Origin of the sequence: Paeniglutamicibacter quisquiliarum (genome assembly GCF_019084045.1) — a bacterium.
Classification (GTDB): Bacteria; Actinomycetota; Actinomycetes; order Actinomycetales; family Micrococcaceae; genus Paeniglutamicibacter; species Paeniglutamicibacter quisquiliarum.
The window spans coordinates 1-12,120 of the sequence record NZ_JAHRED010000009.1; the positions used below are offsets into that span (position 1 = coordinate 1).

Genomic DNA, 12,120 nt, shown 5'->3' on the forward strand with positions numbered 1-12,120 from the left:
TCCAGGGCCAGCGCGGCGGCGGCCAGCACCTGCTGCACGCTGGGCACCCCGGAGGCCCGGAACACCTCGGTGCCCTCGCGGAGCACCACCAGCGTGGGGGTCGAGAGGATGCCGGCGGACTCGGACTCCTCGAGGTTCGAGGGCACGTCCACTTCCCGGAAGCGCGCCTGCGGCAGCAGCTTTTCGGCGTTCCCGAGGACGGAACGGGCACGCACGCAGGGTGCGCAGAAGGCGGAGGTGTAGAGCACGAGTTCCATTACCGGGTACAACCGATGCCGGACCCATTCGATTCCCGCGGGCCACCCGTTGCGCCGCAGGGATCCCGGGAGGATCATCTGACCCAACACCAATTGAACGGGGCGAGGGACGATGAGAAGCACCATCACGGGAGCAGCCGCCGGACTGGCATGGTCGGCAACGATGCGCATCTACATGAAGCACCTCGTCGCCGACGGCTCGCGGATCAACGTCCGGAACACCATGCTGGGGATCATGCTTCCCGGGGCGGCCACCGGCGCGTTGCTGGCACACAGCGCCGAGCTGCGGGCGGCGAACCCGGGGCGAAACCTCGACTTGTATTCGGCCAGCCCGCTGGTTTTCACGGCCTGCACCCTGCCGCTGCCCGGGATCATGCGCAAGCTCATTGAAACGGGGGAGGGATCCAACGCCATCGCAACCCCCTTGCTGGGCATGGCCGGCGGCATGGTGTTGGCCGGCCGCGGTCCGCTCTGGGCACGGATCGCGGCGGGCACCGTCGTTGCCGGGCACATTCCGCTCTTGGCGGTTATCGGTCCGAAGTTCTTTTTGCCGTCCCCGCCCACCCCGCGCGAACGCGTGGATTTCGCCGTGAACAACCTGGTCTACGCTGCCTGCATGGCGGCGTTGGCCGCCGCATGCGCCATTCCCTTGCGCCGCGGCCGCCCCGATCCGGCCGGCCCGGGGCAGCCGCCGCTCTAGCCCCGCCCGCCCCCGGTCTCCACATGCGGTCTCCGCCCTGGGTAGGAGAGGCGCGCCCGACAACTCATCACCTGCTCCGATGCCCCGCGGTCGCGGCCTTGAAAAACTGGTGGCATGATCGACGCAAATCCCGCACCCCACCCCGCCGCCGACCTGGCGGTCCACCCCTCGCCGGCGCCCGTGCTCTCCGCCCGGGCCCTGCGCCGCGCCTATGGATCGACCCTGGCGCTCGACGGCGTGGACCTGGACATCCGCGCCGGAGAGTCGGTGGCCATCATGGGTCCCTCGGGCTCCGGCAAGTCCACGCTGCTGCACACGCTGGCCGGCATCGAACGCCCGGACTCCGGCTCGGTGCTCTTCACCCCGGCCAACGGCGCGGCGCGGGAGGTCACCTCGCTGGGGGAAACCGAACGCTCCGCGCTGCGCCGCGGGTCCTTCGGCTTCGTCTTCCAGTCCGGGCTGTTGATCCCGGAGCTCACCGCCGTGGAAAACGTGGCGCTGGCACTGATGGTCAACGGGACCCCGCGCGCCGCCGCGATGCCCCGGGCCGCCGAATGGCTGGCAGCGCTGGGACTTGGCGGCCTGGAGGAACGCCGCATCGGCCAGCTGTCCGGCGGGCAGGCCCAGCGCGTGGCCATTGCCCGCGCCCAGGTCACCGGCGCGCAGGTGACCTTTGCCGACGAACCGACCGGCGCACTGGATTCGGGCACCGGGGCCGAGGTCCTGGCGATCCTGATGGATTCCACCGTCGGACGCGGGAACACCCTGGTCATGGTGACCCACGATGCCGAGGTTGCCGCACGCTGCGACCGGACCATCCGGCTGCGCGACGGACGCATACTTGCCGGGCACGATCCGGCCCCCGCCGCCGGAAGCCCGCGAACCGCGATCCCGGGAACGGCCAAGTGATGAGCGCGCTGTCCCTGGCCTGGATGCTGGGCCGGCCCGGCCGCGGGCGCCGCGCCCCGCTGCTGCTGACCATGGGGGCCTACGCCCTGGTCTCCGCGCTGGTGCTCACCGTCACCGCCGGCGCGCTGTCCTTCACCCGCGTGGACAACGAGTTGACCGGCATGTACCTGATGCTGGCCGGGCTCGCGGTGGTGCTGCTGCTGGTTCCGTTGGCTGTGCTCGGCGCGGCCGCCGCCCGGCTCTCGGCCCGCAGCCAGGACACCCGGCTGTCCACCGTCCGCCTGCTCGGAGGCACCCCGTCGCTGGTCGTGGGCATCACCATCCTCGAATCCAGCGCCACCGCCCTGGCCGGGGCCCTGGGCGGGGTGCTGCTCTACGCCGCCGCCGCTCCGGCGGTCGGTACGGTGCATTTCCAGGGCTCGGCCATCGGGTCCGCGATGTGGCTGGCCCCGGGGATCGTCGCCCTGGTGGTGGCGGCCGTGGCGCTCATCGCCGCGATCTCGGCGGCGGTGGGCCTGCGCAAGGTCATCGTCTCCCCGCTGGGCGTGCGCAACCGCACCACCACCCCGAAGCCGCGCTGGATCCGCGCGGTGGTCGTCGCGGCCCTGATCGCGCTGGTGTCCCTGGCCTTTTCGATGCTCTCGGCCTTCCCGTCCCTGGCCGTCATCCTTGCCGTGTTGCTCGGCGGCTTCGCGCTGGGCCTGGGCGCGCTGAACCTGGTGGGCCCGTGGGCCGTGAAGGTCATCGGCAACGCCAAGCTCAGGAAGGCCGAAGCCCCGGCCGACCTGCTGGCCGCCCGGATGATCCTGGAAAACCCGGCGCAGGCCTGGCGGCAGGTCTCCGGCGTCGCGATGACCAGCTTCGTCGCGGTCGTCGGCGGCAGCGGCGCGGCGCTGATGAATACGGCGGGTGCCGGGTCCGACCCCGGCAGCCCGGACGCGTTGCTGGCCGCCGACGTGATGACCGGCGTGCTGATCACCTTGGTCGCCTCGTTCATCTCGGTGGCCTGCTCCACGGCCATCACCCAGGCCGCTGCCACCCTGGATCGGGCCGACCTGTACTCCGGACTCCACCGGCTGGGCCTGGAACGGGCCACCATGGAAAAGGCACGCGTCGGCTCCGTGATGGCCCCGGTCATCGGGGTGGGGGCCGGAGCGGTCATCGTCAGCGGCGTGCTGGTCTTCCCGCTGGCGGGCATGGCCGTCATCGTCGCCCCGATCTCGGTGGGCATCATCCTGCTGACGCTGCTGGCCGGGGTGCTGGCGGTGCGCGGTGCCGTGGCCCTGACGGCCCCCGGCGGCGTGCCGAGGCCGGGAAACTCCGGCTAGGGGCGGCAGGAACCCACTAGAAACGCCGCTGCCCGGGCACCGTGAATCGGTGCCCGGGCAGCGTGAATCGGTGCCCGGGCAGCGGCGTGTGCGCGGCGTCTACTTCCGGAAGCCGTCCCAGCCTGCGGCGAGCTTCGAGTGCCGGCGCCCGTAGCCCAGGTAGATTGCCGCGCCGACGACCATCCACACCCCGAAGACCACCCAGGTGGTCACCCCGAGGTTGGCCATCAGGTACCCGCAGAACAGGATCGCCAGGATCGGGGTCAGCGGGTAGAGCGGCACCTTGAAGGTGCGCGGCAGCTCCGGCTGGGTGCGGCGCAGGATGATCACCGCCAGGGACACCAGCGAGAACGCGAAGAGCGTGCCGATGGACGTCGCGTCGGCCAGCTGGCCCAGCGGCACCAGGCCCGCGACCAGGGCCACGGCTCCGCCGGTGATCCAGGTGCCGGCCACCGGTGCCCCGTTGCGCGGGGAGATGCGGCCGAAGACCGCCGGCACCATGCCGTCGCGGCTCATCGCCACCAGGATGCGGGTCTGCCCGTAGAGCACGGTGATCACGATGGAGACGATGGCCAGGACCGCTCCGGCGGCAAAGAGCAGCGCCACCCAGCCCTGCCCGGTGACCTCCTCGAGCAGCTGGACCAGCGCGGCGGACTTGCCCTCGAACCAGGTCCACTGGCGGGCACCGATCGCGGAGACCGCCACCAGGATGTACAGCGCGGTGATGATGACCATCGACAGCACGATGGCCCGCGGGAGGTCGCGCTGCGGGTTCTTCGCCTCCTCGCCGGCGGTGGAGGCCGCATCGAAGCCGATGTAGGAGAAGAACAGGCGGGCGGCCGCCGCGGAGACCCCGGCTGTGCCCATGGGCAGCAGCGGGTCGAAGTTCCCGGAGGTGAACGCGCTGAAGGCGATGACGATGAAGAAGAGAAGCACGGCGATCTTGATGAACACCAGCACGGTGTTGACCACGGCGGATTCGCGGGTGCCGCGCACCAGCAGCACCGTGGCAAACAGGACGATCAGCAGGGCGGGGATGTTGAACACCCCGCCGTCGGTGCCCGGGGGATTGGTCAGCGCGGCGGGCAGGTCAAGACCCAGCGAGCGGGCCATCTCGTTGAGGTATTCGCCGGCTCCCACCGCGATCGCCGCAACGGAGACCGCGTACTCGAGCACCAGGCACCACCCGCAGATCCAGGCCAGTCCCTCGCCCATGGTCGCGTACGTGTAGGTGTAGCTGGACCCGGAGACGGGCACGGCGCCGGCCATTTCCGCGTAGGACAGCGCGGCGAAGAGCGCGGCGAGCCCGGCGATGGCGAAGGAGATCCAGACGGCGGGCCCGGCCATCGGCACGGAGGAGGAGAGCACCACGAAGATGCCGGTGCCCAGGGTGGCGCCGACGCTGATCATGGTCAGGTGCAGCAGCCCGAGCGTGCGGCGCAGCTTGGGACCGTCCCCGCTGCCGTTGCCGGCCTCGGCGATGAACGACTCGATGGGCTTGCGGGCGCCCAGTTGCTGGCGCAGTGTGGGCCTCGCGGTGCCCGATGCAATGTTTTGCGTGGTCATGCATAAATCTTTGCATTATTCGGCGAGCTGCCGAGCGTTCCGGCCGTCCCGAATGACCCTCGAAATGATCGTTAAAGTGCAGGTCAAATAGCGAATCGTCGAAGTCTCGGGAATCGCCGTCTGTGGCTAAACTTACCCCGCGGACAGCGGAGCCCGGGCGCTGAAACACTCACCACGATGAATTGTTTTGCATCGGGGTGCGGACGTGGATCGCCGGGGCACCGGGGTGCGGCGGCTCAGGCGAAGTACACGCCGATCCGGTTGCCGTCGATCTCCTCGATGCGGATGTCGATGTCGTACACGTCGCGCAGCACGTCCCCGGTCATGATCTCCGCCGGGGTCCCCTGGTGCACCAGCACGCCCTCGCGCATGGCCAGGATGGTGTCGGAGTAGCAGGAGGCGAAGTTGATGTCGTGGATGACGATGACCACCGTCTTGCCCAACTCGTCGGCCAGCCGGCGGATCATGCGCATCATCTCCACCGAGTGCTTCATGTCCAGGTTGTTCAGCGGCTCGTCGAGCAGCAGGTAGTCGGTGTCCTGGGCCAGCACCATGGCGATGTAGGCGCGCTGGCGCTGCCCGCCGGAGAGCTCGTCCAGGAAGCGGTCGGCCAGCTGCGTCAGGTCCAGCTGCTCCATGGCGGCAAGGATGTGCTTCTCGTCCTGCGCGGTGGGGTGTCCGCCGGAGTGGGGGAAGCGGCCGAAGCCCACCAGGTCGCGCACGCGCAGGCGCATGGTGATGTGGTTTTCCTGCCGCAGGATCGCCATCGACTTGGCCAGCTGCTTGCTGGGGGTGCGCCCGATGTCCAGGCCGGCGATCGACACGGCACCTGAATCCATCGGGACCAGCCGCGAAATCAGCGAGAGCAGCGTGGACTTGCCCGCGCCGTTGGGGCCGATGATGGAGGTGACCCCGCCGGCGGGGATGGTGGTGCTCACGGCATCCACCACGGTGGTCCCGGAGTAGGACTTGGTCACCGAATCAATGCAAATCACTTCAGGGAGCCCTTCAGCAGCAGGTAGAGGAACAGCAGTCCGCCGGCGAACTCGATGATCACGCTCAGCGCGGTCGCGAAGCCGAAGACGCGCTCGAGGACCAGCTGGCCGCCGATCAGCGTGATGGCCCCGAGCAGGCAGACGATGGGAATCAGGGCGGCGTGCGAGAACTTGCGCACCATTTGGTAGGCCAGCGAGACCACCAGCAGCCCGAAGAAGGTCACCGGCCCCACCAGGGCGGTGGAGATCGCCACCAGGATCGAGCAGAGCACCAGCACCAGGGTGACGATACGCCGGTGGTCCACGCCCAGGTTCACGGCCGTGTCGCGCCCCAGGGCCAACACGTCGAAGGTCTTGCGCAGCTTCCACACCACGCCGGCCACCAGTGCCACGATGACCGCGGAGATAAGCAGCAGCACCGGGTCGACCTGGTTGAAGGAGGCGAAGAACAGATCCTGCAGCACGATGTATTCGCTCGGTTCCATCAAGCGCTGCAGCAGCGAGGAGAAGCCGCGGAAGAGCGTGCCGATGACGATGCCCACCAGCAGCATCAGGTGCAGCGAGCCGGTGCCTCCGGTGAACAGCCAGCGGTAGAGCAGCGCGGAGAACACGACCATCAGAACCACCTCGATGGCGAACTTCAGCGCCGGATCGGCGGTGAGCAGCGTGGAGGATCCCAGCACGAACACCAGCGCGGTCTGGATCAGGATGTACAACGCGTCGAACCCCATGATGGAGGGGGTCAGGATGCGGTTGGCCGTCACGGTCTGGAACATCAGCGTGGACAGGCCCACCGCGACGGCGACCACCAGCATGGCCCCGACGCGGATGCCGCGGCGGGTCAGTGCGTAGGAGAGGTTGCCGCGCAGCTCCAGGGTCATGAAGACCGCGATGCAGGCCACGGTGGCCAGCGCCATGACAATGATCAGCGTGCGCGGCGAAATGGTCTTCGGGGACAGCGAGCGCAGCGAGAAGCCGGTGCGCGCCCCGGCCGGACCCGGGCTCCGGGGGGCGGAAGCGGATGAGGGGGAGAGGGTCTTAGGCATTGCGTTTCCTGGTTCGCAGCAACAGGGCCAGGAAGATGGTGGCGCCAAGCACGCTCATCACCATGCCCACGGGGACCTCGTAGGGGAAGCGGATGGTGCGGCCGATGATGTCGCAGAGAAGCACGAAGCCGGCCCCGAAGAGAGCGGTCCAGGGCACGGCGCGGCGCAGGTTGTCGCCGAAGAGCAGCGAGACGATATTCGGCACGATCAGCCCCAGGAACGGCACGGCGCCCACGGTGGTGACGACCACGGCGGAGATCAGTGAGACGAGCACCAGTCCCAGGCGCATGATGGCCTTGTGGTTCATCCCCAGGTTGGTGGTGAAGTCGGCGCCCAGGCCCGCGACGGTGAACCTGTCGGCGGCCAGGTAGCCGGCCAGCGTGAGCGCGGCGACGATCCACAGCAGCTCGTAGCGCCCGCGCAGGACGCCGGAGAAGTCGCCGATCATCCAGTTGCTCAATGTCTGGAGCAGGTCGTAGCGATAGGCGAAGAAGGTGGTCACCGAGCCGATGACCCCGCCGAGCATGATGCCCACGATGGGCACCAGCAGCGTGTTGCGGGCCGGCAGCCTGCCCAGCACCGCGAGGAAGAGCGCGGTGCCGCCGAGCGCGAACACACCGGCCACGCCCATCTTCAGCATGATCGGCGCCGCGGGAAGCGCGACGGTGACCACCAGGATGCCCAGCGTTGCCGACTCCACGGTGCCCACGGTGGAGGGCTCGACGAAGCGGTTGCGCACCATCAGCTGCATGATCAGCCCTGCCACGGCCACCGCGGTTCCGGCAAGCACCACCGCCAGGGTGCGCGGGACCCTGGAGATCCACAGCAGGTCCCAGGCCTCGGCATCGCCTGCCAGCAGCTGCGGCAGGGTGACGTCGGAAACCCCGACGAACAGGCTCACTGCCGCAAGCAAGAGCACAGCGACGGTGCCAAGCAGGAGCCAGGTGGTCTCCGCGGGTTTTCCGGGACGCCGAACGGCCACCGCGGGATCTTGCTCCGCGGCGGCCGGCCGGTTGAGTACTGGTGCGCTCATGGTGTTGGAGGTATCGGTTGAGGCGGTGCCTACAGGGCCGAGGAGATCTCGTCGATCATCCGTGCGGTGTTGTCCAGGCCGTAGCCGACCATGTACCAGGCGTTGGAATCCAGGTTGACGACCTTGTCGTTCTTGGCGGCGTTGGTGGACTTGACCAGCTCGTTGTCCAAGACGGCCGTGGCGGCCTCGCCGGAGGTGCCCATGGCAGAGTCGCGGTCCACGACGTAGAGCGTGTCGGGGTTGTTGGTCTTGAGGAACTCGAAGGAGATCGATTCGCCGTGTGATCCCTCGGACTTGATGTCGGCGACGGTGGCCACGCCCAGCACATCGTGGATCAGGCCGAAGCGCGAGCCCGCGCCGTAGGCGGTCAGCTCTCCGCCGGAGGTCATGATGATCAGGCCCTTGCCGGCGTTGGCACTCTTGGCCTTGGCGGCGGTGATCTTGGTGTCGAGTGCCGCGAGCTTCTCATCTACCTTGGAGTCGAGGTCGAAGATCGTACCCAGCTTGCCGGCCTGCTCCTTGAAGGACTCCAGCGGCTTGGTGGCATCCACGGTCAAGTCGACGGTGGGGGCGATCTTCGACAGTTCCTCATAGGCCGGGGCGGTGCGGCCGGTGATGATGATCAGGTCCGGGTTGCCGTTGGAGATCGCCTCGAAGTCGGGTTCCTTCATGGAACCGATCTTCGTGACGGAGGCGTCGTTGTACTTGGCCAGCGCCTCGGGGTACTTGGCCTCCGGAACGCCGTCGGCTTCAAGCCCGAGGGCCGTCATCGAGTCAAGCACGCCCAGGTCGAAGGTGTAGACGGTTTCGGGGTTGACCGGAACGTCGGTGGTTCCCTGCGCGTGGGTGATGCTGACAGTCTTGGCATCGGCGGCATTCGCGCCGGCTTCGGTGGAGCCCCCGCAAGCGGTGAGTGCCAACAGGGATGCGCCGGCGGCAAATGCGCCAAGGACGACGCGAACAGGGGTCTTCACGATGTTTAACTCCGATGGTGGGTGCGTGCCCGGGGCGTTCGGCAATTAGCGAAGCACCTCGTTGCGTAAATGAACTTGGTTCAAACGCTATAGATAAGGCAGACCTATGAGCAAACCCGACAACCTCCATGAGTTGTTGTAGCCGTCCGACCGGCAGGCAAGGGTAGCCTAATGAGAGCCGACATCACGCGAAAACTGCTCGGTTTTCGGTGTTGAAAGTAATCTCCGTCATATTGCCGCGCGGGGCCGACGTGACGTTGCTTTACGCCTTGCCCGATGTGGATTCGCGGCTCCGGTGTCGACCTGCACCCGTGCCTCGGGAAGCGGCAACCGGTGGCCGCCGGCGGGCTGCAGCCGGGAGTCGGGTCAGCGGCCGCGCCGGGCCAGGCGCTCCACCCAGGCATCGGGTGCAAAGCGCGCCACGGCTACAGCAAGCTTGTAGCGCGCGGACGGGATCGAGAGGGATTTCCCCGCCTGGCTGTCACCTAGCCCCTGGCGCACCACGTCCGGAGCCGTCAGCCAGCCCCACGCCGGAATCCCGGACTTGTCGGCCCCCATTCGGTCGTGGAATTCGGTGCGGACAAAGCCGGGGCACAGGGCGGTGACGGAGATCCCGCGGTCGGCATAAAACAGGTTGGCCCACTTGCTGAAGTTCACCATCAGCGCCTTGGCCGCAGAATAGGTGCCGCGCGGGGTGAACGCGGCAACCGAGGCGACATTGATGATTCGCCCTCCGCCGCGGGTGGACATTGCGTTGATTGCCGCATGCATCAGGACCAGGGGCGCTTGGGTGTGAATGCGCAAGTGGCCGAGTTCGCCGCCGAGGTCGTTGTCGGCAAAGTTGCCCGGCAGCCCGAATCCCGCGTTGTTGACCAGCATTGAAACCGGCCTCGAGTCCCGGGCGAGACGATGGGCGACGCGTGCGGCCCCTGCGTCGGAGACCAGGTCCGCGGGCAGCACCTCCACGTCGACTGCGAAGCGGGCGTGCAGGCGCGATGCCACCTCATCGAGGCGTTCTTTGTCGCGGGCCACGATGACAAGATCGTGGCCCTGGGCCGCCAGCTGGGTGCAAAATTCGGCGCCCAGGCCCGACGTGGCTCCGGTGACCAGGGCCGTGCCGCGACTGCGGTGCGGGTTCGTGGATTCCGGCGGAAGGATTTCGTTCATAATGTGAGCCTAGTCACCAGGGGTGGGGTCGGGATGCGAAATTACGGGGGTTTGTCATCCAGCGTCGCGTCACGTGAAGACCAATTAGGGTCGATCCATGTTGCGTATTTGGTTTTAGTGAGGTTAGCCTTACTCGGCAGGTGCTTGTGAATTGGATCATCTCGTTCACCGTGAAGCAGGCACCGATTCCTCCGCTTCCATCGCTTTCCCACGCTGAATCGCAAAGGATTCCACACTCACATGAAGTTCACTCGACGCGCAGGCCTCATCGCCGCAGCAACCACCGCCCTTGCCCTGACCCTCAGTGCCTGCGGCGGAGCCGCCGACAGCGCCCCGGCCAGCAGCACCGAAGCCGCTGCCGCCTCCTTCCCGGTCAGCGTCAAGCACATCTACGGCACCACCGAGATCACCGAGAAGCCCGAGCGGATTGCCACGGTTTCCTGGGTCAACGCCGACGCCGTGCTGGCGCTGGGCGTCGTCCCGGTGGCCATGGCCGAGGACACCTGGGGCAACAACAAGCAGGGCTCCACCGATTGGAAGGACGCAAAGCTCGCCGAGCTCGGCGCCTCGATCGGCAGCGAGAAGGCGCCGGTGCAGTACTCGGAGAAGGACGGCGTGAACTTCACCGCACTGGCAGAGGCACAGCCCGACCTGATCGTCGCCGGCTACTCGGGCCTGACGAAGGACGAGTACGACAAGCTCTCGAAGATCGCCCCGGTCATCGGCCCGGTGGCACCGAACTACACTGCCGGCTGGCAGGACGTGACCACCGCGGTCGGCCAGGCCCTGGGCATGGATGCCGAGGCCAAGGACGTCATCGCCGGCGTCGATGCAAAGATCACTGCCGCCGCCGAGGCGAATCCGGTCTTCAAGGACACCACGTTCATCGCAGGAAACCTGGAGCCGTCCGACAACACCATCAGCCTCTACGCCACGGGCGACTCACGCCCGCGCTTCCTCACCGCCCTGGGCATGACCCAGGCCGAAATCGTTGACGCCAACGCCAAGGACGGCGAGTTCTACCTGCCGTGGGCCGCGGAACGCGCCAACGAGCTCGAGGCCGACATCTTCTTCACCTGGGCCGCCGAGGGCACGGGCACCGCCGCCATCGCCAAGAACAAGCTCTTCGCCCAGATCCCCGCCGTCTCCAAGGGCGGATTGGTGGCCGCGGCCAACGACATGGAAGTCCTCGCCATCTCGGCGGCCTCCCCGCTGTCGGTGCCCTACGCCATCGACAAGGTCGTTCCGGCCTTCGCAGCAGCCGCCCAGGCAGCCGCCGGCAAGTAGCCTGCACCCACCACCCACGCACCGGCACCAATCAGGCGGGACCCACACGCAATGTCAGGAAGCTCCGGACTCCTCAAGGTAGTGCAACTGCGCTGCCACGGAGATCTCGGCGGCCCGTCGCACCAACGGGTCCACGTCCGCGTAGACCGCGTCGGTGACCTGGGCAACGGTGGGACCACCGGCGGCAACGGCCCGGATCTGCGCCAAGGCGGCGCGGATCTGGGCCAGCCGTTCGTGCCGGTGCGCCCGGTATTCGCGCACGACCGCGTGCAGCGAGGGGAGCACTGGGCCGTGCGCCGGCAGCACCATCGCATCGGGGCCGGCCTCCAGCTTGTCCAGCGAGGACAGGTAGTCGGCCAGCGTCCCGTCGGGGGCATCGAGGATGGTGGTGCCGCGGCCCAGGATGGTGTCCCCGGTGAGCATCGAGCCGTTGGCCCCGTCGTCGGGCAGCAGGAAACAGAGCGAATCGGAGGTGTGTCCCGGAGTGCCAAGCACCCGCAGACGCAGGCCCGCCGCGTGGATTTCCTCCCCGTCGCGAAGCACCTCCCCGCCGCGGCAATGTTCCGGCAGGACGGCGCGCACCGGGGCCCCGGTGAGCCGGTGCAGCGTGTCGATGCCCTCGGTGTGGTCGTGGTGGCGGTGCGTGATGAGGATCAGCTCCACGGATTCTGCGGCCAGCGCCGCCAGGTGCCCGGCGTCGTCGGGCCCCGGGTCCACGATGACGCAATGCTCGGAACCGGGCGCGCGCAGGACCCACGAATTGGTTCCCTCCAGCGACATGGGTCCGGGATTGGGAGCCAGGTAAAACTCGGCCGCCTCGGAGGCGCGGGTGGCTTGCTGCTTGGTCATGGCCACCAG

12 protein-coding genes are annotated in these 12,120 nt (G+C 68.0%); 4 read left to right on the forward strand and 8 right to left on the reverse strand.

The features are described 5' to 3' along the window. Positions 1–257: thioredoxin family protein (locus KRR55_RS15340; protein WP_217389999.1), on the reverse strand; the 257-nt coding region annotated here is incomplete at its 3' end. Positions 258–369: 112 nt separating this feature from the next. Here KRR55_RS15340 and KRR55_RS15345 point away from each other — a divergent pair. From KRR55_RS15345 to KRR55_RS15355, 3 genes are all read left to right on the forward strand, one after another. Beyond that, positions 370–957 carry a hypothetical protein gene (locus KRR55_RS15345; protein WP_217390000.1) on the forward strand — a complete coding sequence of 196 codons (588 nt, stop codon included), beginning with the start codon at positions 370–372 and terminating at the stop codon, positions 955–957. A 114-nt stretch (positions 958–1,071) separates the two neighbouring features. Next, on the forward strand, positions 1,072–1,866 hold the full coding sequence (locus KRR55_RS15350) for an ABC transporter ATP-binding protein (protein ID WP_217390001.1): 795 nt from the start codon (positions 1,072–1,074) through the stop codon (positions 1,864–1,866). Then, positions 1,866–3,194, forward strand: a complete 1,329-nt coding sequence (locus tag KRR55_RS15355) for a permease (protein WP_217390002.1) — start codon at positions 1,866–1,868, stop codon at positions 3,192–3,194. Before KRR55_RS15350 ends, KRR55_RS15355 begins: the two co-directional genes overlap by 1 nt. A 99-nt stretch (positions 3,195–3,293) precedes the next feature. Here KRR55_RS15355 and KRR55_RS15360 read toward each other — a convergent pair whose 3' ends face one another. The 6 genes from KRR55_RS15360 to KRR55_RS15385 all read right to left on the reverse strand — a co-directional run bounded on the left by KRR55_RS15360 (position 3,294) and on the right by KRR55_RS15385 (position 9,975). Beyond that, complete coding sequence (locus tag KRR55_RS15360; RefSeq protein WP_217390003.1) at positions 3,294–4,760, reverse strand: amino acid permease; 1,467 nt, start codon at positions 4,758–4,760, stop codon at positions 3,294–3,296. 236 nt (positions 4,761–4,996) lie between these two features. Beyond that, on the reverse strand, positions 4,997–5,755 hold the full coding sequence (locus KRR55_RS15365; protein WP_217390004.1) for an iron ABC transporter ATP-binding protein: 759 nt from the start codon (positions 5,753–5,755) through the stop codon (positions 4,997–4,999). Then, positions 5,752–6,801 carry an iron chelate uptake ABC transporter family permease subunit gene (locus KRR55_RS15370; RefSeq protein WP_217390005.1) on the reverse strand — a complete coding sequence of 350 codons (1,050 nt, stop codon included), beginning with the start codon at positions 6,799–6,801 and terminating at the stop codon, positions 5,752–5,754. Before KRR55_RS15370 ends, KRR55_RS15365 begins: the two co-directional genes overlap by 4 nt. Further along, complete coding sequence (locus tag KRR55_RS15375) at positions 6,794–7,834, reverse strand: ABC transporter permease (protein ID WP_254456286.1); 1,041 nt, start codon at positions 7,832–7,834, stop codon at positions 6,794–6,796. The genes KRR55_RS15370 and KRR55_RS15375 overlap by 8 nt, the downstream gene beginning before the upstream one ends. A 29-nt stretch (positions 7,835–7,863) precedes the next feature. After that, a complete protein-coding gene (locus KRR55_RS15380; RefSeq protein ID WP_217390006.1) occupies positions 7,864–8,808 on the reverse strand; it encodes a siderophore ABC transporter substrate-binding protein in 945 nt (314 codons plus the stop codon). Positions 8,809–9,174: 366 nt separating this feature from the next. Further along, positions 9,175–9,975 carry an SDR family NAD(P)-dependent oxidoreductase gene (locus KRR55_RS15385; RefSeq protein ID WP_217390007.1) on the reverse strand — a complete coding sequence of 267 codons (801 nt, stop codon included), beginning with the start codon at positions 9,973–9,975 and terminating at the stop codon, positions 9,175–9,177. Positions 9,976–10,215: 240 nt separating this feature from the next. Here KRR55_RS15385 and KRR55_RS15390 point away from each other — a divergent pair, with 240 nt between their 5' ends. Beyond that, positions 10,216–11,262 carry an ABC transporter substrate-binding protein gene (locus KRR55_RS15390; RefSeq protein WP_217390008.1) on the forward strand — a complete coding sequence of 349 codons (1,047 nt, stop codon included), beginning with the start codon at positions 10,216–10,218 and terminating at the stop codon, positions 11,260–11,262. Positions 11,263–11,316: 54 nt separating this feature from the next. Here the strand turns inward: KRR55_RS15390 and KRR55_RS15395 are convergent, their stop codons facing one another. Continuing rightward, entirely contained in the window at positions 11,317–12,111 is a 795-nt protein-coding gene (locus KRR55_RS15395; RefSeq protein ID WP_217390009.1) for an MBL fold metallo-hydrolase, read from the reverse strand. Between the last annotated feature and the right edge of the window lie 9 nt (positions 12,112–12,120).

Bases quoted from the DNA above. Each gene is read 5' to 3' on its own strand.
- KRR55_RS15345 (WP_217390000.1), top strand. From the start codon at position 370: ATGAGAAGCACCATCACGGGAGCAGCCGCCGGACTGGCATGGTCGGCA.
- KRR55_RS15350 (WP_217390001.1), top strand. From the start codon at position 1,072: ATGATCGACGCAAATCCCGCACCCCACCCCGCCGCCGACCTGGCGGTC.
- KRR55_RS15355 (WP_217390002.1), top strand. From the start codon at position 1,866: ATGAGCGCGCTGTCCCTGGCCTGGATGCTGGGCCGGCCCGGCCGCGGG.
- KRR55_RS15360 (WP_217390003.1), bottom strand. From the start codon at position 4,760: ATGACCACGCAAAACATTGCATCGGGCACCGCGAGGCCCACACTGCGC.
- KRR55_RS15370 (WP_217390005.1), bottom strand. From the start codon at position 6,801: ATGCCTAAGACCCTCTCCCCCTCATCCGCTTCCGCCCCCCGGAGCCCG.
- KRR55_RS15375 (WP_254456286.1), bottom strand. From the start codon at position 7,834: ATGAGCGCACCAGTACTCAACCGGCCGGCCGCCGCGGAGCAAGATCCC.
- KRR55_RS15385 (WP_217390007.1), bottom strand. From the start codon at position 9,975: ATGAACGAAATCCTTCCGCCGGAATCCACGAACCCGCACCGCAGTCGC.
- KRR55_RS15390 (WP_217390008.1), top strand. From the start codon at position 10,216: ATGAAGTTCACTCGACGCGCAGGCCTCATCGCCGCAGCAACCACCGCC.
- KRR55_RS15395 (WP_217390009.1), bottom strand. From the start codon at position 12,111: ATGACCAAGCAGCAAGCCACCCGCGCCTCCGAGGCGGCCGAGTTTTAC.